Raw genomic sequence first — 22,087 nt, forward strand, 5'->3', positions numbered from 1 at the left:
CTTCCTCAACATATACTCCCATGTTTGCACTCCTCCTTTTTGGCGCCTACGTTATTTATGCTCTTGGCTTTTTTTATGTTGATAGCCGAGCTTCATGCCCAACCTGGAAGCAGTCTGGGTCCCGCTGAAATGCCCCTTACCTTGGCACCCTCACCTCGGATCCCCAGGCCAGCCCTGCGGGAGGGGGATGCCGTACCTATCGGACTCGAAGACGTTGGTATGCTGGAATACGAGTCCAAGATGGGACAGGAGTCTGCGCCAGGCCCCCTCAGAATCGGTTTCGACCGCCCCATACCCGAACTGCAGGATCCAGACAAATTCTGGTCTAGGCAGGCGTGGTATCTGACCCTGGACGGTGGACTGTCCTTCGCCTTCCGGATCACTTCACCTGGAGCCCTGGCCCTCCGTCTAGGCCTCCGTGTGTCCGGCATACCCGATGAGGCTATATTGAAGTTTTATCCCCTCGGTGCCGTACAGGTCGAGGAGATGACCGGAGCCATAATCAAGGCCAGATTGCAGCGCAACTTTGATGCAGGAGAGATGGATGAGGATGCCGAAACCTTATGGTCTGGCGTAATTGAGGGGGATACGGCAATCATTGAGATTGAGTTGCCCGTCTCGGCCGATCCGGCTGAACTGGAGGTGGCCTTACCCCGACTCTCTCATCTCTTTCAATCGCCGCTTGGTTCGACTGAAATAGAGGACAGGACAGCGTTGCCCTGCGAATTGGACGTCATGTGTTATCCCGCCTGGGATGTGCAAAGCCGGGCGATGGCGCGCATGGTTTATACCAAAGACCAATCTACCTATCTCTGCACCGGAACCCTGCTGAATGACGCAGATCCCTCTACCTATATTCCCTACTTTTATAGCGCCAACCATTGTATTTCGACCCAGACTGCGGCTACCAGTTTGCAGACTTTCTGGTTTTGGCGTGCATCGGCCTGCAACAGTGGCACTCCGGGAACGTATCAGACCCTCACGGATGGGGCCGATCTACTGTATGCCTCCCCGGCGACTGATACCAGTTTCCTAAGGTTGTTGGGTATCCCGCCTAGCGGAGTTATTTTTTCCGGTTGGTCAGCGTCCCTGCCCGCCAACCTTACCGCTCTGACGGGAGTGCATCATCCAGGTGGAGATTTGCAAAAAATCAGCTTTGGATCCCTGAGTAACTATTGGCATTGCTTGGATGGCGAGGATGGCATTTTTTACTGCAATTCAACACAGGCCAACAGCTCGGACCATTTTTCCATTAGCTGGCAGAATGGTATTACCGAGGGAGGTAGTAGTGGGTCAGGAATTTTCTTGAACGATACCCTGCAGTTTGTTGGCAGCCTCCATGGAGGCACGAGTAGTTGCTCTAATCCGGCAGGCCCTGACTACTATGGCCGCTTCGATATTCCATACCTGGCGGCTCTCCATAATTGGCTTAATTATTGGAATTTTGCCGATGTGCCTCCTGATAGTTGGTCGGCAAAATACATCAATGCCATTTACAAGGCGGGAATAACCAGCGGTTGCGGCAATGGTAATTACTGCCCGGGCGGACTCGTCACCCGTGAAGAAATGGCCGCCTTCCTAGTACGGGTGGATGTTGGTGAACCACCGGTTAACTACTGTGCAGGGGTACCGCCCTTTAATGATGTCTCCCCCAATGCCTGGTCCTGTGGCTACATCAAACGGCTTAATGAACTCAAAATAACCGGAGGTTGTGGTAATGGCAACTACTGCCCATCGGGGCTTGTTACCCGCGAACAGATGGCCGTATTTTTGGTTCGTGCAAAAGAGGGCGAGCCGCCGGTTAACTATTGTGGTGGGATACCGCCCTTTAATGATGTCTCCCCCAATGCCTGGTCCTGTGGCTACATCAAGCGGCTTAATGAGCTAAAAGTAACCAGTGGTTGTGGTAATGGCAACTACTGTCCGGCTGGGCTCGTGAGCCGCGAGGAGATGGCCGCCTTTCTGGCCCGAGCCTTTCTTGCTATGGAGTAACCCCCAAAGGGTGCCTGGAAACCAAAATGCATTCAATGTCTGAATGCCAGGTGTTGTAATTGGGGCTTGATACGAGCGGGCTGGTCTTTGGTTCCTTGAGCAGTCCTTTTAAGGCGCCATCAACATATTGTAAGATAAGAAGATTTTTAGCGCCACCCGGGAGCCTAGCAGCCATGTTTGGCGAGATCCTCCAGAAATTTGCCGAGAGAAGCCCCGCTACCGTCATGGTGCGCGCCCTATTGGAGCAGTTACTCAACCCCGAGAAACTGGATCAAAATGGCTGCCGTCGGTGGCCAGGCGGATGGCAACAACGGGGCCATGGCTGGACTGGTAGCGGAGCCGGTCTCGTTGGCGGTGGCCGCCTGAGGGCCAGCCAGGGTCAGCAGCAGGGCCGTCAGGAGGGCGAAGCGGCGGGCGTTGGGGGTGATGAAGTGGCTCATGTGGCGGTCCTGGGTTGGAAAAGGATTGGGAACTTGTAGCTACTAACACAAGTCCCGTGCCAGGTGATGCTATTTGCTATAATAGTATGATTAATATAATAAAATACAAATTTGTGATGGACCGCGAACGCGGGATGGGCAAGGGCGGACCACCAAGGTGGCAGTCGAGCGGGAGGTGGCTGCCGGATTGGCGGTGATGTCTGGGCTTCCGGTGGGCTTGGAGGGCGTGTTACCTTGCCCCCCTTAGTACCCGCCCGCACCAGCCCTGGCGAGGCTATTGAATTTCCGGCTGAGTGCGCCTTAATGGCCCCTTTCCCGGCAAACTTCCGACATACAGGCAGCGCCCTCCATGACCAGATCCCATGTCCCGCCCAAGGGGCCTCAAGGCTTGACACCCGTCGCGGGTATCCATAGCGTGCGCGGCGCCCTCAAGCATGGCGGGGCTGGGGTTGACGAGGTGTGGCTGGAGGGCCGGCGGCGCGACCGGCGGTTGGCAGAACTGGCGGAATTGGCGCGCGGGGCCGGGGTCAGGCTACGCCAGGTCGAGGCCGAGGAGATCGAAGGCGCCGCCCCGGGCATCAATCACCAGGGCGCCCTGGCTTGGGTCAGTGTCCCGGCGAGTCGGGGCGAGCCCGATCTGGACGCCCTGCTCGATGACCTGGTGGGGCCGCCCTTCCTACTCATCCTGGACGAGATCCAGGACCCCCATAACCTGGGCGCCTGTCTGCGCACCGCCGACGCCGCCGGCATCCAGGCCGTGATCGCCCCCCGGGACAATGCCGTGGGCCTCACCCCCACCGTCTCCAAGGTTGCCAGCGGCGCGGCGGAAACTGTTCCCTATGTCCAGGTCACTAACCTGGCGCGGACCCTGGATGCCCTCAAGGCCCGCGGCATCTGGCTGGTCGGCCTGGCCGGCGAGGCGGAGGCGGACCTCTATGGCCTCGACCTCAAGGGCCCTATCGCCCTAGTCCTTGGCGGCGAGGGCCGCGGCCTGCGCCGGCTGACCCGGGAGCGCTGCGACTACCTGGCCCGCCTGCCCATGCTCGGCACCGTCGAGAGCCTCAACGTCTCCGTGGCCACGGGGATTTGCCTCTACGAGGCCCTCCGCCAACGCCGAGGGGTCTGATCAGCCCCTGCCGGCGACTTGGCGTAGCCTGGATGCGGCGGCGAGGCCTGGCCCTGGCCGACAGGAAGACCTTTCCAATCCAGAAAAGAGGCTGAAGGGGGGGTGATGGCCCGAGTCAGGCAGCGGGTTTTTGGGCTGGGTTGATGGAACGGAACAGTGTAGCTCGGGCCTCGTTGAGGCGCCGGGCGGCCTCATGGTCGCTGATGGCGTAGGCGATGGCATCCAGGTCATCGTAGGTGACGCCGGGTTTGAGGTACTGGGCGGCCTCGGGCAGTGACTTGAGCTTCTCGTAAGGGGTGGTCATGGTGGCGTAGGGGTAGCGTTTGCGTAGCCGGCCCTTGGCGTCGATCGCCTCGGTGGGGAGGCGGCGGGGACGGTGGAAGTTGAGGTAGGGAGACAGTACCCCTTGGGCGAAGTCGTTGACCTGTTCGGCACAGCGGCCAGGAGCTATGCTCGATTCTGGTGTATATGAGCGGGGACTGATAGCGCTTGAGCAGGCGGCGCACCGTTGCTGACCATGTGGTTGTCGAGACCCAAAGCAGCAACGAGAGAGGTGCGCCATGAGCAACGATACGAGGACGGGGACCCGAAGTGCAAGTGGGGATCGGGTGGAGCCGCTGGCCGAGCTGGGCCTGCCGCTGGAGGAGTTGGTGCGCCGCGGGGCGCGCGACATCCTGCAGCGGGCCATCGAGGCGGAGGTGGAGCAGCTGCTCGAGACGTTGGCCGCGGTGTTGCTGACGGATGGGCGCCGGGCGGTGGTACGCAACGGGTATCTGCCGGCGCGCGAGATCCTCACCCCGGTGGGTCCGGTGGAGGTACAGGTGCCCAAGGTGCGCGATCGCTCCGGCTCCGAGGACCGCGGGGCCCTGCTCGCCTTCTTCGCCTTCCCGGCCGAGCACGGGGTGCCCCTGCGCACCACGAATCCGATCGAGTCGACGTTCGCTACGGTGCGCCAGCGTACCCGTCGAACCAAGAACGGCGTCACCCGCGCGACCTTCCTCGGCCTGGCCTTCAAATTGAGCGAGGAGGCCGCCAAGACCTGGCGGCGCATCCGTGCCCCCGAGAAAGTGGCCGAGCTCCTCGGCGGGGCACGCTACGCAGACGGCATTCCGGTGTCTGACGACCCGCCGGAGACCCAAGAGGAGCAACGGGAAGCCGCCTGACAAAACTCTGGTCCCATGGTCATACACCAGATCTGACAATAGCTCCTCAGGCCTAAAGTAGAGGTAAGCAGCGAGCGTAGCGAGTCCGCTTGACCGCCTGGTTGAGCCTCGCTGCTCTTGATGCTACGAAGTGACCGAGGCCGAGAAAACTGGAAGGAAGCTGGAAGATAACAACGGTCCTCGCCGCCGATGTGCCTGCCCCCTTCAGTTGTTCTAGCGAACTCTTGAAGACAACCAGAGGGCTCGCCAAGCACCGTTTTCATTGACGTGTCACCACCTCCTGCGTTGGGAGCGTCACCGTCGGAATCGAGTCGGTATTCATGATCACCTTGCGCTGTGGCAGGTAATGAAGCAGCAGTTCTGTTTCCTTCTTGACCACGTCGTAGCACTCGCAACTCAAAGTTTCGAGTTTCGACCGGTCAAGCACCTTGATTAATCCGCGCGAATATGAAATCACGCCCATCTGCTGCAATTTCAACGCCGCCTGGGTGACGCTCTCCCGGCGAACGCCAAGCATGTTGCTGATGAATTCCTGCGTCATGGTCAAGTGATTGTGCGACAGGCGATCCATGGAAAGCAGGAGCCAGCGGCAGAGCTGCTGGTCGATCGAATGATGCCGGTTGCAAACAGCGGTCTGAGCTACTTGCGTGATCAGGGCCTGCGTGTAGCGCAGCATGAGAACCAGCAACTGGCCGTGACGGTTGAACTCTTCTTTCACCCGCAGTCTGGGGAGGCGATAGGCGTAACCGGCGCTCTGCACCAGCGATCGGCTCGGCGTACTCTCCCCGCCCATGAATAAAGTGATGCCCACCAAGCCCTCGTTACCCACCACCAGGATCGCGGTCGATGCTCCGTTCTCCATCACGTATTGCAGCGAGACTATGGAGTCAGTTGGAAAGTAGACATGGCGCATCGGGCGCCTGGATTCATACATGAGCGCGCGCAGTGGCAGCGGCACTAGTTCCAGATACGGGAATAAACGGCCTTGAACCTCAGGGGACAAGGCGGCCAGAAGATGATTCTGCTGGGGTTGGGGTTGGGGCTTGACAGGCATCTCGGGACTCTTTGAATTGAAGGGTTTGAGATTATCCGCTCAAAGCGGCTTGGCTGTACTTTCTGTATCGCGCACTCCGGTGCGGTGGCCCGCAGATGGGGAGGACTTTGAGAATTAGCATGACAACAGCAGAAGCAGAAGCAGAAGCTTAGCGCCCTAACGTTTCCGCTCACCCGCCGCGTACTCGCGGTCGGTATGAAGCGGCTTGTTAGCCCGCTGTTTGCTCACCAGATTCTCGGAACAGCACAACACGCTTCTCTGTCCCCTTGGCTTTATACATTGCTGTATCGGCTTTTTTGAAAAGAACATCAGCCGTATCTCCATCTGCGGGATATGTAGCAATACCAATACTTGCGCTTATGGAAAGAACAATCCCATTAAACTCGAAGGCTTCGGCAATCCGAATTATCATTTCTTCTGCAAGGCGAGTTACCTCTGCTTTTTGCTTGACTTCGAACAACAGGCATACAAATTCGTCGCCTCCCCAGCGACTGACTATGTCTTCATCGCGTACAAAAGACTTTAAACGATTTGCCACCATTAGTAGCACCTGATCTCCTAGATCATGACCATAAGAATCGTTAATATTCTTGAATTTGTCGATGTCAATAAATAGCACGGCAAGTCCCCAATCGTGCCGTTTTGCCTGGATCAAACCGTGGTCGAGATGCTGTTCATATGAGACACGGTTGGGAAGACCCGTGAGTGCGTCCTGAAGCGCAATTTGTTGCGCTTCTTCCGTTTTTACCTGGGCTCTTGATAAATCGTCGAGCGCTTCGGCCAAGTCAGTCTTCGTGTCAGCGAGTTCGGATTCGACGACTATTCGTTCAGCGATTTCTTCGGCGAGTTCGACGTTAACCAGCTTCAAGTCGTCTGCGGCTTCTGCAACCTTCTGTTCGACATTTTGATTCTGACTAAGGGCCTGTTTCATAATCTGATCAGGGACATTTTCTTGCTTTAGAACTTCATTTACAAATGTAAGATCACTGGCAGCCTTTTTGACAGTTTTTTTGATTGTCTCATTTTTCTTAAGCACGCGTCCAAGCGAAAGCCTCTTGGCAGACAAGTTTTCTTTTAAATCTTTTGATTTCATAAACATCTCCTTTTGCATAGAGCGGGCTAACAATGCATTGTATGGACCCGCCGGCCTTGATCATAACTCCACCCACCCCCGTCACGCCGCCACCAGTGTCAGGGCAGACTGCTTGACTGGTCGCGGTCGTCGCCGCCGCGCGGGCGGCGGCAGGGAGACGTGCGCCAGTACCTGCTCAAACAGCGCCGGGTGAGCCCGCCCGAAGAGGCGTTCGGCGGCGGTGGTGCCGTCAGGGCGCCGGACATAAAAGTTATGCAGCGCCGTCAGGGCCGCCAGCTTGCGGTCGCTCAAGCGGTGACTGCCATAATGATACAGCGACAGGTGGCCATTGCGCCCCTCCACGCAGGAACTGAGGTTCCCTCGGTTTTTCGTCTTCCAAGGGCAGGGGTTCATGCGACCTGCTTTTCTCCTTGTCGAGGGTTGATCCAGTCCTTCAGAAACTGCATCGGGGAAGGGTAACCGAGGGTGGAATGCCGACGCTTGCGGTTGTAGAACACCTCGATGTACGCGAAGGCGGTGGCCTGCATGGCGTCGCGGGTGGCGAAGTGCTCCCCGAAGACCCGCTCGTTCTTGAAGCGGTTGAACCCGCTCGCGGTCGGGGCATTGTCCCCACCATTGTCCTTGCGGCTCATCGAGCAGACCATGCCGTACGGCGCCAGGGTCGCTTGGCACGCAGGGCTCGCGTACTGGCTCCCCCGATCGGAAGGGTGGATCAGCCCCGGGGCTGGCTGGCGTCGAAACCAACCCATGATCAGCGCGTCGGTGACCAGGTCGGCCGTGATGCGCGGCTGCAGCGACCCGCCCACGACCGCGCGGTTGAACAGGTCCAGCAACGGTGCATCCGTCAGCCCCCGGCGATCCGCTGTGCCGCCACCCGGCCAGGCCCGGTAGCCGCCGACACGGACGGCGAGGACATCACACCGCTCGTTCAGGGCGAAGCGGTCGCGGTGCGCAGCGATCCAGGCGTACTTCACAGCGCCTCCCGCGCGAAGTACGCCGTCGCTTTTTTTAAGATGTCGACCTCGCGCTTGAGCCGCGCATTCCCCGCGCGCAGACGCGACAGCTCCATCGCCTCCGCCGTGACCTTCGCTGCGCCCGCACCGTTGAGCGTGCCGACATCGAACGCCTTCACCCCGTTGCGCAGGGTCTGCTCGACCAGACCCCTCTCCTTGGCGACCGCGCCCACGCGCTTGCCGTCCTTGACCCGCTTCACCGCCTGGTCCTTGAACTCGGCGGTGTACGCTTGCTTCGGAATCTTCTGCATCATCGTCTCCCGTGTGACAGACCGTCTACGTCACCCTTGGAAGACTAAATTTCGGGGGAACCTCAGAACTGCGTCACCCGCGCGACCTTCCTCGGTCTGGCCTTCAAATTGAGCGAGGAGGCCGCCAAGACCTGGCGGCGCATCCGTGCTCCCGAGAAAGTGGCCGAGCTGCTCGGTGGGGCACGCTACGCAGACGGCATTCCGGTGTCTGACGACCCGCCGGAGACCCAAGAGGAGCAACGGGAAGCCGCCTGACAAAACTCTGGTCCCATGGTCTCATACACCAGATTTGACAATAGCTCCAGCGGCCAGGGATGTGGCTGTAGCCGAGGTGTTTGCGGATGACCGAGCCGTTCTCGCTCTCAGCCAGGGCGTTGTCGTTGGTGCGGCGCGCGCGACTTGGTGAACTCTGCGTGGAGCTTGTACGAGAGGGCGGCGACCCCGGCGTTGATGTACTTCGAGCAGTTGTCGCCGAGCGGTCGCCATGCGGGGCATCAACCTCGGCCAGCAGACGCACATCTTCGGGCGTGAAGCGCCGTGCACAGGGCTGAGCGGGAGGGCCCGCCGGTCCCGCAACGCCTGCCCATCCTGTGCTCGCCCGACCAGGCGGTGAGCGGTGCCCGCGACAGCCCGTCACCTTGGCCAGGTACGCCCGCACCAGCGCCTTCAGGCTCACCTCAGCTTGGAATCACGGCCCCCTTCAGGCTTATCTGTCGTTGAACAAGGCTGCCAGTGTGACGATTTTTAAATTCGTGATACTATGCAGGCCGTTTTCCGGGACCTATCAGCGTTGACGATGTTTTCAAGACAACTCCTTCTGGGGCTTGGCCTCCTCTCCCTCGCCACCACGGCCGCGGCCCATGACCTCTGGGTCGAGCCCTCCGGCGGCGCTTTCATCGTCCGCTATGGACACCACCCCCAGGTCTCCCACGAGGGGGCCCGCGAGATCGCCTACGCCCCGTCCATCGTCAAGTCGGTGACCTGCACCGATGCGGCGGGCAGCCCCAGCCCGGCCCGGGTGGGCTCGACGGCCCCGGTAGAGATCGCGGGCGACTGCGCGGTCCTGTATGTGCTGACCTCCAGCGGTTACTGGAGCAAGACCCCCGCCGGCACCAAAAACCTGAAGAAGACCGAAGCCCCATCGCCCTTGAGCAGTTGGCAGGGCTTCGAGAGCGTCAAACATATCTCCCAGTGGGGTCCGGGCGCCGCCAAGTCCCTCGGGCTGCCGCTGGAGATCGTGCCGGCCGCGAATCCGCTGGCCATCCAGGATGGCGACAAGCTGGCCCTGCGCGTCCTGGCCAAGGGCCAGCCCGTCGCCAATGCGGTGGTGACCTACGACGGTAAGCCGCGGGGCGAGACCAACGCCGACGGGACCCTGAATATCCGCATCAAGCATGGGGGCCTGCAGCTTATCCAGGCATCGACCCGCACGCCCCATGTCGGACCTGAAGCGGACGAGGTGGTGCATACCACGGCCCTGACCTTCGCCCTGGGCAAGCAGCCGTGAGGGCGCTCCTAGTCCTGCCGCTGCCCTTCCTCGCCGGCACATTGCACGCCCACCAGCTCAACCATATGGCGCAGACCGGCAATGCGGTGATCGTCGAACTGCACTACGGCGACGGCAGCCCCTTCAGTTACGAGTCCGCCGAGGTCTACCGGCCAGCCGAGTCGATCCCCTTCCTGGCCGGCCGTACCGACGCCAATGGGCGTCTGGCCTTCATCCCAGACCGGGCGGGCGACTGGCGGATCAAGGCATTCTCCGAAGACGGTCATGGTGGCGACTTCACCGTCGCCACCACCGGCGAGGGCGGCAACTCCGCCCCCTCGGTCGGGCTCGGCACCCTGGGCGGTCTCGCCGTCGGGCTCTCGCTCCTGTTCGGCATCTTTGGGGTGTGGTCGTTGTTCCTGAGAAAAAGATCATGAAATATCGACTTGTTGCGTTTGGCGCGGCCCTGGCGCTGGCACCCCTGGTCGCCTCGGCGCACCACGGTGTCGCTGGCCTCGGTGCGGCCGGGCTCGAGGGGCCGGGTGCGCCCATCGAACAGTCGTCTTCGGCGACCCTACCCAAGGGCAAGGTCTTCACCTACTTCAAGATGGATTACGCCAACTGGAAGACCTACACGCCCCCCCAGGACGACGAGGCCGAGTCCGCGACCTTCTGGATGGCCGGCCTGGGCTACGGCGTGACACCTTGGCTGTCGCTGTATGCCTTTCTCCCCTATAACGAAAAGGTCAATGAGGACGGCTTCGCCAACACGTCCGGATTTGCCGACGCCTCCGTGAACGCCACCCTCGGGTTCAAGTACGACAACGGCTTTCACCTGGTCCCGGAGAAGGAAAGCCTCGACGACCTGGAGGACTGGCACTTCACCCTCTATGCGGGCGCGACCCTGCCGACCGGGAACCCCAATGTCCGCGACCCCGACGGCGACATCGACCCCGGCATGTCCACGGGCTTCGGTGAACCGGCCTGGACCCTGGGGGCTACGGCCAGCAAGATGCTCAACGAGCGCACCACGCTCAACCTCGACATCTCCAACCTCTGGTTCCAGAGCCATAGCTACCACGCCGACCCGGCCCACAACGACGAACCCTTCAGCGCCCGGTTCGGCGATGAATTCCGCTTCAATACCGCGCTCATCTACCGGATGTATATGAACCCGGAGCAGCGTCTGCGCTTCGACGGTCTGGTCGAACTCAACTATCTGTGCCTCGGGCGTGACAGCGAGGACGGCATTTCCGAGCTTGCCACCGGAGGCCAGATGCTCTACGTGATGCCCGGGGTCCGCGCCTATTGGAACAACATGAGCTTCGCCCTGGGGGTGAAGCTACCGGCCTGGACCGACCTCAACGAGGAGCCGGATCAGCAAGGCGGCGAGGGCAAAGAGAACTACCGGATCATCTTCTCCCTGTCGGCGCTCTTCTAGGACATGCACGTCCCCGACGGCTTCCTGTCGCCCCAGACCTACCTGCCGGCCTACGCCCTGGCCGCGGGCGCCTGGACCTACGCCGCCCGTCGCCTGCAACGGCGCCTCGACGAGACCCTGCTGCCACGCCTGGCAGTCCTCTCGGCCCTGGGCTTCGTGTTGATGTCGGTCATGCTGCCGTTGCCGGGCGGTACCTCGGTCCATGCCTCGGGGATCGGCATCCTCGCCGTCGTCTTCGGCCCCTGGATCAGCTTCGCGGCGGTGTCCCTGGTGCTGCTGTTACAGGCCCTGGTCTTCGGCGCCGGGGGCATCACGGTGCTGCCGGTCAATGCCCTGGCGATGGGCCTGGCGGGCTCGGCCATGGCTTGCCTCGGTTATCGTCTGCTCAGGCCGATGGGCGAGCGGGTGGGGCTGTTCGCTGCCGGTTGGCTGGCCAGCGTGGTGCCGGCCCTGCTCATCGCCCTGGTGCTGGGTGTGCAGCCGTCCATCGCCCATACCCCCGATGGACAACCCCTGTTCTTCCCCTTCGGCCTGGCGGTGACCCTGCCCGCCGTGGTCATCCCCCATGCCTTGCTCGGCATCGGCGAAGGGCTGCTGACCGTGCTGGTGGTCGGCTTCCTGCGACGGCGCACCGGCGCGGCCCCGTGAAGGACCGCCTTGGCTTCGCCGCCTACCTGGCGGCCGTCGTTGCCATCACCCTGATCCACGATGTCCTCTGGCTGGGCGCGGGGCTCCTGGTCGCGGTGCTGATCGCCGGGCGGCAAGCGCCGGCCCTGCTGCTTCGCACCCTGCTGCCGGTCCTGTTCTTCAACCTGGCCGTGAGCCTCGGGTACAGCGTGGCGGGTCTGCTCGGTGGCGAGGTTCGGTGGGGCTACCTGGCGCTCATGAATGTCCGGGTCATCCTGCTGACCTTTCTCACCTTCCTGATGGTCTCCCGGGTCGACCTCCTGCGCGCCTTGAACTTCTCGCCGACCCTGATCTACCTGATCGTCCTTGCCCTGAGCCAGATCATGACCTTCCGTCGCCTGCACCAGGAGTTTCGCCTCGCCGGGGAGAGCCGCCGGCTGCGACGAGCCTCCCTGCGCGAGGGCTACACCCAAGGCGCTGTGGTGGCGGTGCAGTTCTTTGACAAGGCGGAGCACGGCGCCGGCGAGATCGCCCTGGCCATGCGCTCGCGCGGCTTCTTCGGCCCGACCGCGGAATGAGCCCCGGAATAACCCCGGGCCCGTCTCAGACCGGGACCCAGGGCAGCCCCCCGGCGACGGATGCCGCCGGGGGCCCGCCGCCATCACCGGCCCCGGCCCTGCTGGAGGCCGAGGGCCTCAGCTTTCGTCTCGATGGAACCCACGACCTGCTCCTGGACATCGACCTCACCCTGAGACCAGGGGACAAGGTCGTACTGCTCGGGGCCAACGGCACCGGCAAGAGCACCCTCCTGAGGCTGCTCAACGGGCTGCTGACGCCCTCCAGGGGTGAGGTCCGCTACGACGGACAACCCCTGACCCGCCAACATTTGCGCGAGCCGGGGTTCCACAGGCGCTTCCGCCGCGAGGTCGTCCTGCTATTCCAGAACCCGGACGCCATGCTTTTCAATCCGACGGTCGCCGACGAGATCGCCTTTGGACCGCGGCAGCTTGGACTGCCCGACCTGGAGGAGCGGGTCCGTCATTGGGCTGGCCTGCTCCGGCTCGAGGCGCTGCTCGGGCGCACCCCCTTCAGTCTGAGCGGTGGGGAGAAGCAGCGGGTCTGTCTGGCGGCCCTGCTCGCCCTAGAGCCGCGGGTGCTCCTGCTCGACGAGCCAACCGCCAACATGGACCCCCGCAGCACCGGCTGGCTCATCGACTTCCTCGCCAACCTGCGGCAGACGGCGTTGGTGACCACCCACAACCTGAGCCTCGCCGATGAACTGGGCGAGCGCTGCCTGGTGCTCGGGGAGGACCACCGCCTGATCTACGACGGCGAGATTGGCGCCTTTCTCCGGGACGGTGACGCGCTTCTGGCCGCAAACCTGGTCCATAGTCACCGCCACCGCCACGGGGAGAAGCTGCCCGCGCACTTCCACGTCCACGACTGGGACTGAACGGGATCAGACTTGCATCTGGCTCAGATCGACCTGACCGGCCCCGTCTGGCGGGGCCTGTTGCTGGCGTAACCATCCCCGGCTAAGGCAAATAGACGGTACGATAGCTCACCCTGCCGTCCTGGTACTCGTAGAGGCGAAAGGTACTTTGTCGCCCCCAGGAACCGGACACGGGGGGGGCCACGAAGAGGGGCACCTCGCCTATCCAGTGCAGCTCATCCTTGTGGTAATGGCCGGTGAAGACCCCCTTGACGTTATGTCCAAGCACCAGTTTCTCCCAGCGCTGGCGGTTCTCCGCCGCCCAGCCGGGATAGATGACGTTACGAAAGTGACCACCCACGGGCGGGGTGTGCTGGAATAGCAGTACCGGGCGGTTTCCCGCCTGCTTGAGGGCCTTCTCCAGCTCCGCCAGGGGGTCGTAGCCGCTGATGACGGGCCAATCCCGCGCCAGCGTCTCGACATAGAGGAAGATGGCCACCACCCCGCCAAATTCCTCGCTGCGTACCAGCGGCCCGAAGCGTTCCAGATAGACGGCGAGGGCCTTATCCGAGTCGGTCTTGTGCAGGTCATGGTTGCCAGGGACATAGAAGTGGGGCGCCTGCAGGCCTGCCATCACCTCCAGCGTCTGGTCCACCACCCCGGGGTCCAGGATGAGGTCGGCCAGGATGTCGCCCGTGTGAGCGACAAACTCCACCGGCACGGGGAGCTGATTGATCAGCTCGACCACCCGCCGGCCGCGCTCCAGGTTGTCATCGGCCCCGAAGTGGCTGTCGGTCATTTGCACGAAGTAGAAGTGATCCCCGGCGGCCCGGGCGGGGGCCGCCAGGACGCAGACCACCAGGAGGAGGCAGAGACGCAGGCTGGGGAGGAATCTCATGGCGGGGCACCTCATGGCAAGGGCGACGAATGGTCAACGGGATACCCGGAAATGAGGGCGGGGCCGCGAACGGCAAGGCGGGCGGTCCGGGCGACCGCGGACCGGATCGGCAAAAACGCGGATTTCGCGCCCGCCAATTTGCTAAACTGCCACGTTGATTGTTAGCCAACCCGAAGCGCAGCCGTTGCAATGAACCTGAATACCACGGAAGAGATCATCGAAGACCTGCGTCAGGGCAAGATGGTCGTCATCATGGATGACGAGGACCGGGAGAACGAGGGCGACCTGCTCCTGGCGGCGGACCGGGTGACACCGGAGGCGGTGAACTTCATGGCCCGGTATGGCCGGGGGCTCATCTGCCTGACCCTGACCAAGGAGCGCTGCGAGCGGCTGCGGCTGCCCCTCATGGTCCTGGATAATCAGGCCCCCCATTCCACCGCCTTCACCCTCTCGATCGAGGCGGCCAGCGGCGTCACCACCGGCATCTCGGCGGCGGATCGGGCGACGACTGTCCGCGCTGCGGTCGCCCCCGACGCCCAGCCCCGGGACCTGGTGCATCCCGGTCACATCTTCCCCCTCATGGCGGAGCCCGGTGGCGTCCTGGTGCGCGCCGGTCATACCGAGGCGGGCTGCGACCTGGCGCGGCTGGCGGGTCTGGAGCCGGCGGCGGTCATCGTCGAGATCCTCAACGAGGATGGCGGCATGGCGCGGCGCCCGGACCTGGAGCGCTTCGCCGCCGCCCATGACCTCAAGATCGGCACCATCGCCGACCTGATTCACTATCGCGTCAGCCATGAAAAGACGGTCAAGCGCGAGTGCGATTGCGAGCTGCCCACCGAGTTCGGCACCTTCCGCATCCTGGCCTATCGGGACAGCATCGATAACGACCTGCACCTGGCCCTGGTGCGCGGCCATATCGCCCCCGAGCGTCCGGTCCTGGTGCGTGTCCATCTCCAGAATTCCCTCTGTGACCTCTTTGGTACCCAACACCCGGGATGTGGCTGGCCCCTGCGGGATGTGATGCGCCAGGTGGCCAAGGCGGGGGAGGGGGTCATCGTGGTACTGCGCAATCGCGACCGGGTCGAGGACCTGCTAGGGCGTTTCAAGGCCCTCGGGCCCGGCAGCCCGCTGGCGGAGGGGCTGGCCTCGCGTCGCCAGGATCGCTGCGAACTCCGGACCTATGGCATCGGTGCCCAGATTCTGGCCGACATCGGGGTCCGCAAGATGCGCGTCATGAGCGCCCCACGGGCGATGCACGGCATCTCCGGCTTCGAGCTGGAAGTGGTCGAATACGTCGGTAGCGACAGCGCCTCGGGGTCCGCTGGGTGACTGATCCGGTCGTCAGGGGGCCGAATGATCAGGGGTCGGATACCCTTTCCCCTTGAGGTTTAGACTCGCGGTTGCCAGCTCCGATTTCTCAATCCTTACAGCCTTTAATCCGTAACACCCATCGGTACCGACCATGATCAAGACCCTAGAGGGCGACCTGCGGGTTGCCAACACGCGCTTCTGCCTGCTGGTATCGCGCTTCAATGCCTTTGTCGTGGAGAGCCTGCTGGCGGGCGCCATCGACACCCTTAAGCGCCACGGTGCCGAGGAATCCGACCTGGTGGTGGTGCGCGTCCCCGGCGCCTTCGAAATGCCGGTGGCCGCCCAGCGCATCGCCGCCAAGGGTGGTTTCGATGCCATCGTCGCCCTTGGGGCCGTCATTCGTGGCGGCACGCCCCACTTCGACTATATCGCCGGCGAGTGCGTCAAGGGCCTGGCCCATGTCAGCCTCCAGTACGGCATTCCGGTGGCCTTCGGCGTCCTGACGGTGGATTCGATCGAGCAGGCCATTGAGCGGGCGGGCACCAAGGCGGGCAACAAGGGCGCCGAGGCGGCCATGTCCGCCATCGAGATGGTCAACGTGCTGCGCCAGCTCGACTGAGATGTCAGGACGCCGTAGCCAGGCGCGGCGCTATGCCGTGCTCGCCCTCTATCAGTGGCAGATCACCGGCCTGGCGCCGGCCGATATTGTCCGTCATTTCTTTGATGACCCCGCCTGGATGCAGGTGGTTGCCGAGGGGCTGGGCCTCCACCAGGGGGAACAGCAATCGGTGGCGGACGCCCTCTACGACATGGCCCTCTTTCAGGAGCTGGTGCGCGGCGTGCCCGAGCAGGTCGAGGACCTGGACCGCCAGCTCCAGACGGTCCTCGACCGGCCCTTGATCCAGGTCACCCCCGTGGATCTGGCCATCCTGCGGCTCGGGGTTTACGAGCTGGCCCACAGCCCCCGCATCCCCTTCCGCGCCATCCTCAACGAGGCCGTGGAACTGGCCAAGGAATTTGGCAGCACCGATGATAGCCATCGCTACGTCAACGGCATCCTGGATCGACTGGCCCGCACCCTGAGGCCGGAGGAATTCACGGCCACTCCCGCCCCGGCGACCCCGCGGGCCTCCCGATCGGGGTCCGCACGGGCCTCCAGGCCCGCCAAGCCCACGGCCGCCGCGCCGCCGGAGGCGCCGGCGACTCTCGCTCCCGCAGAGCCCCCATCGGCGCCGGTCCCGGACGGCGACGCCTGAGGCGTCCTTGTCGGAATTCGCCCTCATCCGCACCCACTTCGCCCGGCTCGGGGCGGGGCGGGACGATGTCGTCCTGGGGGTTGGCGACGACTGCGCCCTGCTGCGGGTGCCACCGGACCAGGAACTGGCGGTCAGCATCGACACCCTGGTGGCCGGCGTCCATTTCCTGGCCGATGTCGATCCCGAGGCCCTGGGCCACAAGTGCCTGGCGGTGGGCCTGAGCGATCTCGCCGCCATGGGGGCGGAACCGGCCTGGGCGACCCTGGCCCTGACCCTGCCTGGGGAGGACCCGGCCTGGCTCGGGGCCTTCGCCGCCGGTTTTGACGCCCTGGCCCGGGCGCATGGGGTGGCCCTCGTCGGTGGCGACACCACGCGCGGGCCTCTGAGCATCACGGTGCAGGTCCATGGCCTGGTGCCGGCAGGTCGGGCTATCCGCCGCTCCGGGGCCCGGCCCGGGGATCTGGTGTGCGTCAGCGGTACCCTGGGCGACGCCGGGCTGGCCCTACGCGGCCTGCTGGCGGGGGAGCCCGTGGCGGCCTTCCCCCGCGCCCGTCTGGAGCGGCCGACGCCGCGGCTGGCCCTGGGTCTCGCCCTGCGCGGCCTGGCGACGGCCATGATCGACATCTCCGACGGCCTGCTGGCGGACCTAGGGCATATCCTGGAGGAGAGCGCCGCGCGGGAGGGCGCCCCGGGGCCCCAACCGCTCGGCGCCGAGATCCGCCTGGCCGACCTGCCCCTGTCACCGCCCCTGAGGGCCCATCTCGCCGGAACCCCGGACGACTGGGCCCTGCCCCTGGCCGCGGGCGACGACTATGAACTCTGCTTCACCCTGCCCCCGGACCAGTTGGCCAGCCTCGCCGCCCTGTCCCGGCGACTGGACTGCCCCCTGACCCCCATCGGCCATATCCTGGCCGGGACCGGGGGGTACGCCGATCCGGGCCTGATCTGCCGCTGCCCAGATGGCGGCACCTGGACCCCCCCGCGGACGGGCTTCAATCACTTTCCGGACCCTGGCTTAGGTCCATGACCGCTCCCGCACCCATCAGACTCCGTTGGGACTGGCGCCGGCCCCACCACTGGATCGCCTTCGGCTTTGGCGCGGGTCTCTCGCCCCTGGCGCCCGGCACGGCCGGCACCCTCATCGCCATTCCCCTCTATCTGGTCCTCCAGGACCTGCCGCCCCTCGGTTACCTGCTGGTGCTGGCGATCCTGTTTCTGGTGGGCCTCTGGGCCTGCGACAAGACCGCCCGCGAACTCGGCGCCAGCGATCCCGGCGCCATCGTCTGGGACGAGATCCTCGGCTTTCTGGTCACCATGGCCCTGGCCCCCCCGGGCTGGATCTGGATCCTGCTGGGCTTTATCCTCTTTCGCCTGTTCGATATCTTCAAGCCCTGGCCGATCGGCGCCCTGGACCGGCGGATCAAGGGCGGCCTCGGCATCCTCCTGGACGACCTGGTCGCCGGCCTCATGGCCTGGGGTATCCTGCACCTGGTGCTGGCCTTAAGCCGCTAACCCCAGCCCGGGGGTGACCATCCTTATCCTGGAGCCCTAACCTCATGCCCATCCCGTCCCGATCCTCGACCGCCTACCCCCTGAATCGCCGGCGCTTCCTGGCCACCACTACGGGTCTGGCCCTGGCGGCCCTCTCCACGTCCGCCTGGGCGCTGGCCAAGGGTCTGACGCCCCTGGAGACACCCGCGCCCGCGCCAGCCTTGCGGCTGCAGGACCTGGGGGGTAAGACCATCGATCTCGCCCAATACCGGGGGCGCGTGGTGCTGGTCAATTTCTGGGCCACCTGGTGCCCGCCCTGCCGCAAGGAATTCCCCTCCCTAGGCCGGGTGCGCCAACTCTTTAAGCCCGAGGAATTCGAGGTCCTGGCCGTCAATGTGGACGAGGATCGGGAAACGGCCCTGGCCTTCGCGGGGGCCGCGGGCTTTCCAGTCCTGCTCGACACCAACTCGAAGGCCACCATGAGCTGGCCGCTCAAGGGCCTGCCCACCAGTTTTATTGTCGATCCCCAGGGGCGCCTGGCCTTCAGCCTCGCCGGCGAACAGGAATTCGACGGCCCGGAGGTGGTGAAGGCGATCCGGGGCCTGCTGCAACCCTGAAGGGCGAGCCGGGATCATATCCCCCAAACACCGGGGTTTCTAAACAGCTGCTTAGTGCGTCTTCGCGCGCTCAAAACCAATTGGCTCCGCTCTGCCTTAGCTCGGACGAATCCCCTGGGATGGCTTGCCCGTTCACCTGGGGAGGATAGGGCGCCGTTCCAGGGAGGTCGGAGGAAGGCCGACTTACCCCCCGAATCGGGTGCGGCGAGGTGACTGGCCCGGGAGGCAATAAGGACGGCGCCATGCTCGCCGACATGGGTTGAGGTGGTGCGGGTAACGATTGCGCAGGGCTGGGCATGCCCTTTCCTGCTGGCGGCCGAGTGGAACCAGGAGCGGTGGACCCACCTTGAAGCGCGGGCAGAGTGCGAGCGTTGGTTGGTAAGCTTGCGGGGCGCTGCAATGCCGGATGGGTCTCGGGAACGGTCGCTTCGTGGTAGATGGCTACCGCGTGCCGCGCCTGTTGCCGCTGGAGGTCGGACTGGCTCCTGGCTCGCAGTTTCTCGTCAAAGGGCGGAAAACTTCGTGGTTCCGTAGGTTCCAAGGCATATTATTCTTGTCAAGTGTAGTGAACCACGGTTTAATCAACCTGCACCACCTGAGGTGATTAGCGTCAAAACCCCGCTATCCAGACCGGACCCCCCCCTGGCACCTGAATCCCCGCATTCCCTGCTGGTATGACCAATTTTGAGGGCGTCATTTCGGCGGGGATTACCGGAACTCAGTAACCCTGGAAGGTCGCCGGCCGGCTAGCACTGATCAGCTGAACATTAGCGCCAATTACCCCACCTGATGCGCGGTCGAATGATCTGGCTGGCCGGCTATCATCCTAGAGGGGGAGATAGGCGGGTCCATACAATTCATTGTTAGCCCGACGAGAGTGATGCGTTTGTGCTCCAAGGAGACGTCGGTGGCCTGCATCGGTCAGCTTGGCGAAGGTGGCATGCCCCCAAATGTGAAGGTAACGACTGACTGATGGATCAAGCTACCCACAACAAGATCGTCTCCTTCATCTGGGGCATCGCCGACGACGTCCTGCGCGACCTGTTCAAGCGGGGAAAGTACCCCGACGTCATCCTGCCCATGTGCGTCATCCGCCGCATGGACGCCGTGCTCGAGCCGACCAAGAAGAAGGTGCTCGAAACCAGGCACATGCTCGACGAAGCGCGCATCATCGAGCAGCGCGCCGCCCTGTGCGCTGCTGCGGAGCAAGCCTTCTACAACACCTCGAAGTTCACGCTGCGCGACCTCAAGTCGCGAGGCAGTCAGCAGCAACTTCTGGCCGACTTCGAGGACTACCTCAACGGCTTCTCGCCCAACGTCCAGGACATCCTCGACAACTTCAAGTTTCGCAACCAGCTACAGACGCTGTCGAAGGCCGATGCCATCGGCACGCTGATCAACAAGTTCCTCGACCCCGACATCGACCTCTCGCCGGCCGGCATCGACAACCACTCGATGGGGACGGTCTTCGAGGAGCTGGTCCGCAAGTTCAACGAGGAGAACAACGAGGAAGCGGGCGAGCACTGGACCCCGCGCGACGCCGTTCGATTGATGGCAAACCTCGTGTTTCTGCCGATCGAGGCCGAGATCCGGTCCGGCACCTACCTGCTCTACGACTGCGCCTGCGGCACGGGCGGCATGCTCACCGTCGCCGAAGAAACCCTCGCCTCAATCGGCAACAAGCGCGGCCAGCAGGTCAGTTGCCTGCTGTACGGCCAGGAGATAAACCCCGAGACCTACGCCGTCTGCAAGGCGGACATGCTGCTGAAGGGCGAAGGCGAAAGCGCCGACCACATCGTCGGGGGCGCGGAGTGGTCCACGCTCTCCCACGATGCCTTCCCCGCCCAAGAGTTCGACTTCATGCTCGCCAACCCGCCCTACGGGAAAAGCTGGAAGAAGGACCTCGAAGCGATGGGCGGCAAGGACGGCATGCGCGACCCGCGCTTCAAGGTGATGCACCAGGGCGAGGAACTGTCGCTCGTCACCCGCTCCAGCGACGGGCAGATGCTCTTCCTCGCCAACATGGCCTCGAAGATGAACGGTAAGTCGGCGCTGGGCAGTCGCATTGCCGAGGTCCACAACGGCTCGTCGCTCTTCACCGGCGACGCGGGCCAGGGCGAGAGCAACATCCGCCGCTGGCTGATCGAGAACGATTGGCTCGAAGCCATCGTCGCGCTGCCGCTCAACCTCTTCTACAACACCGGCATCGCCACCTACGTCTGGGTGCTGTCCAACAAGAAGCCCGCGCACCGCAAGGGCCAGGTGCAGCTCATCGACGCCAGCCAGTGGTTCAAGCCGCTGCGCAAAAACCTCGGCAAGAAGAACTGCGAGCTCTCGCCCGAGGACATCGAGCGCATCAGCCGCACCTTCCTCGACTTCAAAGAGACCCCGGAATCGAAGATCTTCCTGGGCGCCGCCTTTGGCTACTGGAAGGTCACCGTCGAGCGCCCTCTGCGCCTGCACAGCCAGCTCACGCTCAAGGCAATCGAGACGCTGCGTTTCACGTCAGGCGACGAGGACATCCGCGCGACGCTCTACGACGAGTTCGGCGACGACCTCTTCACCAAGTTCGCCAAGGTCTCCGCCGCGCTGGAGAAGCGCCTGGCCGACTGGGGCAACGACGTGGACGAGGGCGACGACGAAGACGGCGGCAGCGCCAAGAAGGGCCTGCCCGAGAAGAAGCGCAAGAAGTTGCTCGACCCCAGGACTTGGGAGCGCGACGGCCGCCTGGTCGAGGTCGCCACAAAGCTGCGGGCGTCGCTCGGCGACACGCTGTTCGAAGACCACAACCTGTTCCGCGACCGCGTGGACGCCGCGCTCGATAAGGCCGGCATCAAGCTCGCCGCCGCCGACCTGAAGCAGATACTCAAGGCCGTGAGCTGGCGCGAGGAGACCGCGCCGCCCGTCATCGCCAAGCTGCACAAGCCCGGCAAGGCCAAGGCCGACCCGCTGCACGGGCTGTTCGAGGCCACGGTGGAGGGCAAGGCGGCCATCGTCGAGTACGAGCCCGACAGTGACCTGCGCGACACCGAGCAGGTGCCGCTGCTCGAAGGCGGCGGCATCGAGGCCTTCATCCGCCGCGAGGTGCTGCCCTACACGGCGGATGCCTGGATCAAGCGGGACGCAACCAAGACCGGCTACGAGGTGAGCTTCACGCGGCACTTCTACAAGCCGCAGCCGCTGCGCACGCTGGAGGAGATCAGCGCCGACATCCTCGCCATCGAGAAGGAAGCCGAGGGGCTGCTGGATGGGCTGTTGAAGGGGGCGAAGCCGTGAAGAAGAAAGCCGCGGGCGGGAAGCCGATTCTCGTAACGGTGTCGCGAGAATTGAGCGATCTCCCGGCAAAGTCCGAGTTCCTGATCTACGAAGCCGGGAACGGCGCGATCAAACTCGAGG

At 63.6% G+C, this 22,087-nt stretch carries 21 protein-coding genes and 2 pseudogenes; 16 read left to right on the plus strand and 7 right to left on the minus strand.

Annotated elements, in window-relative coordinates; translation table 11 throughout:
- The first annotated feature begins 219 nt into the window (after positions 1-219).
- Positions 220-1,992, plus strand: coding sequence for an S-layer homology domain-containing protein (locus tag IPN92_15445; GenBank protein ID MBK8639593.1), 1,773 nt, complete (start codon positions 220-222; stop codon positions 1,990-1,992).
- A gap of 248 nt (positions 1,993-2,240) precedes the next feature.
- Here the strand turns inward: IPN92_15445 and IPN92_15450 are convergent, their stop codons facing one another.
- Positions 2,241-2,432 carry a hypothetical protein gene (locus IPN92_15450; protein MBK8639594.1) on the minus strand — a complete coding sequence of 64 codons (192 nt, stop codon included), beginning with the start codon at positions 2,430-2,432 and terminating at the stop codon, positions 2,241-2,243.
- Between the two features lie 349 nt (positions 2,433-2,781).
- Here IPN92_15450 and rlmB point away from each other — a divergent pair, with 349 nt between their 5' ends.
- Positions 2,782-3,558, plus strand: coding sequence for a 23S rRNA (guanosine(2251)-2'-O)-methyltransferase RlmB (gene rlmB / locus IPN92_15455; GenBank protein MBK8639595.1), 777 nt, complete (start codon positions 2,782-2,784; stop codon positions 3,556-3,558).
- Between the two features lie 115 nt (positions 3,559-3,673).
- Here rlmB and IPN92_15460 read toward each other — a convergent pair whose 3' ends face one another.
- A complete protein-coding gene (locus tag IPN92_15460; protein MBK8639596.1) occupies positions 3,674-3,862 on the minus strand; it encodes a hypothetical protein in 189 nt (62 codons plus the stop codon).
- Between the two features lie 256 nt (positions 3,863-4,118).
- Here IPN92_15460 and IPN92_15465 point away from each other — a divergent pair, with 256 nt between their 5' ends.
- Positions 4,119-4,721: a hypothetical protein gene (locus IPN92_15465; protein MBK8639597.1), complete on the plus strand. Its 603-nt coding sequence runs from the start codon at positions 4,119-4,121 to the stop codon at positions 4,719-4,721.
- Between the two features lie 259 nt (positions 4,722-4,980).
- Here the strand turns inward: IPN92_15465 and IPN92_15470 are convergent, their stop codons facing one another.
- The 4 genes and pseudogenes from IPN92_15470 to IPN92_15485 form a co-directional block, all read right to left on the minus strand.
- Positions 4,981-5,775 carry a Crp/Fnr family transcriptional regulator gene (locus IPN92_15470; GenBank protein MBK8639598.1) on the minus strand — a complete coding sequence of 265 codons (795 nt, stop codon included), beginning with the start codon at positions 5,773-5,775 and terminating at the stop codon, positions 4,981-4,983.
- Between the two features lie 208 nt (positions 5,776-5,983).
- Positions 5,984-6,868, minus strand: a complete 885-nt coding sequence (locus tag IPN92_15475; protein MBK8639599.1) for a GGDEF domain-containing protein — start codon at positions 6,866-6,868, stop codon at positions 5,984-5,986.
- 81 nt (positions 6,869-6,949) lie between these two features.
- A pseudogene (locus tag IPN92_15480) lies at positions 6,950-7,219 on the minus strand (hypothetical protein).
- A gap of 38 nt (positions 7,220-7,257) precedes the next feature.
- Positions 7,258-8,132: pseudogene (locus IPN92_15485) on the minus strand (IS3 family transposase).
- Between the two features lie 796 nt (positions 8,133-8,928).
- On the opposite strand from IPN92_15485, the gene IPN92_15490 reads away from it, so the two are divergent.
- From IPN92_15490 to IPN92_15515, 6 genes are read left to right on the plus strand one after another with little or no spacing between them, the layout of a single operon-like run.
- Positions 8,929-9,639, plus strand: coding sequence for a DUF4198 domain-containing protein (locus IPN92_15490; protein ID MBK8639600.1), 711 nt, complete (start codon positions 8,929-8,931; stop codon positions 9,637-9,639).
- Positions 9,636-10,055 (plus strand): hypothetical protein, encoded by a 420-nt coding sequence (locus IPN92_15495; GenBank protein ID MBK8639601.1) that lies wholly within the window; start codon positions 9,636-9,638, stop codon positions 10,053-10,055. The genes IPN92_15490 and IPN92_15495 overlap by 4 nt, the downstream gene beginning before the upstream one ends.
- On the plus strand, positions 10,052-11,059 hold the full coding sequence (locus tag IPN92_15500) for a transporter (protein MBK8639602.1): 1,008 nt from the start codon (positions 10,052-10,054) through the stop codon (positions 11,057-11,059). Before IPN92_15495 ends, IPN92_15500 begins: the two co-directional genes overlap by 4 nt.
- Before the next feature lie 3 nt (positions 11,060-11,062).
- Positions 11,063-11,707, plus strand: a complete 645-nt coding sequence (locus tag IPN92_15505) for an energy-coupling factor ABC transporter permease (protein ID MBK8639603.1) — start codon at positions 11,063-11,065, stop codon at positions 11,705-11,707.
- Complete coding sequence (locus IPN92_15510; protein ID MBK8639604.1) at positions 11,704-12,264, plus strand: ABC transporter permease; 561 nt, start codon at positions 11,704-11,706, stop codon at positions 12,262-12,264. The genes IPN92_15505 and IPN92_15510 overlap by 4 nt, the downstream gene beginning before the upstream one ends.
- Positions 12,261-13,139 carry an ABC transporter ATP-binding protein gene (locus IPN92_15515; protein MBK8639605.1) on the plus strand — a complete coding sequence of 293 codons (879 nt, stop codon included), beginning with the start codon at positions 12,261-12,263 and terminating at the stop codon, positions 13,137-13,139. Before IPN92_15510 ends, IPN92_15515 begins: the two co-directional genes overlap by 4 nt.
- Positions 13,140-13,221: 82 nt before the next feature.
- Here IPN92_15515 and IPN92_15520 read toward each other — a convergent pair whose 3' ends face one another.
- On the minus strand, positions 13,222-14,016 hold the full coding sequence (locus IPN92_15520; GenBank protein ID MBK8639606.1) for a metallophosphoesterase: 795 nt from the start codon (positions 14,014-14,016) through the stop codon (positions 13,222-13,224).
- A gap of 189 nt (positions 14,017-14,205) precedes the next feature.
- On the opposite strand from IPN92_15520, the gene ribB reads away from it, so the two are divergent.
- From ribB to IPN92_15555, 7 genes are all read left to right on the plus strand, one after another.
- Entirely contained in the window at positions 14,206-15,345 is a 1,140-nt protein-coding gene (gene ribB, locus IPN92_15525; GenBank protein MBK8639607.1) for a 3,4-dihydroxy-2-butanone-4-phosphate synthase, read from the plus strand.
- Between the two features lie 133 nt (positions 15,346-15,478).
- Complete coding sequence (gene ribE, locus IPN92_15530; GenBank protein MBK8639608.1) at positions 15,479-15,946, plus strand: 6,7-dimethyl-8-ribityllumazine synthase; 468 nt, start codon at positions 15,479-15,481, stop codon at positions 15,944-15,946.
- A 1-nt stretch (position 15,947) separates the two neighbouring features.
- On the plus strand, positions 15,948-16,583 hold the full coding sequence (gene nusB / locus IPN92_15535; GenBank protein MBK8639609.1) for a transcription antitermination factor NusB: 636 nt from the start codon (positions 15,948-15,950) through the stop codon (positions 16,581-16,583).
- Between the two features lie 7 nt (positions 16,584-16,590).
- Positions 16,591-17,610 carry a thiamine-phosphate kinase gene (gene thiL / locus IPN92_15540; protein ID MBK8639610.1) on the plus strand — a complete coding sequence of 340 codons (1,020 nt, stop codon included), beginning with the start codon at positions 16,591-16,593 and terminating at the stop codon, positions 17,608-17,610.
- On the plus strand, positions 17,607-18,095 hold the full coding sequence (locus IPN92_15545) for a phosphatidylglycerophosphatase A (GenBank protein MBK8639611.1): 489 nt from the start codon (positions 17,607-17,609) through the stop codon (positions 18,093-18,095). Before thiL ends, IPN92_15545 begins: the two co-directional genes overlap by 4 nt.
- Before the next feature lie 44 nt (positions 18,096-18,139).
- Positions 18,140-18,691, plus strand: a complete 552-nt coding sequence (locus IPN92_15550; GenBank protein MBK8639612.1) for a TlpA family protein disulfide reductase — start codon at positions 18,140-18,142, stop codon at positions 18,689-18,691.
- A 972-nt stretch (positions 18,692-19,663) separates the two neighbouring features.
- On the plus strand, positions 19,664-21,967 hold the full coding sequence (locus IPN92_15555; protein MBK8639613.1) for an SAM-dependent DNA methyltransferase: 2,304 nt from the start codon (positions 19,664-19,666) through the stop codon (positions 21,965-21,967).
- Positions 21,968-22,087 lie beyond the last annotated feature (120 nt).

This window comes from Chromatiaceae bacterium (assembly GCA_016714645.1).
In the GTDB taxonomy this organism is placed as follows: Bacteria; Pseudomonadota; Gammaproteobacteria; order Chromatiales; family Chromatiaceae; genus M0108.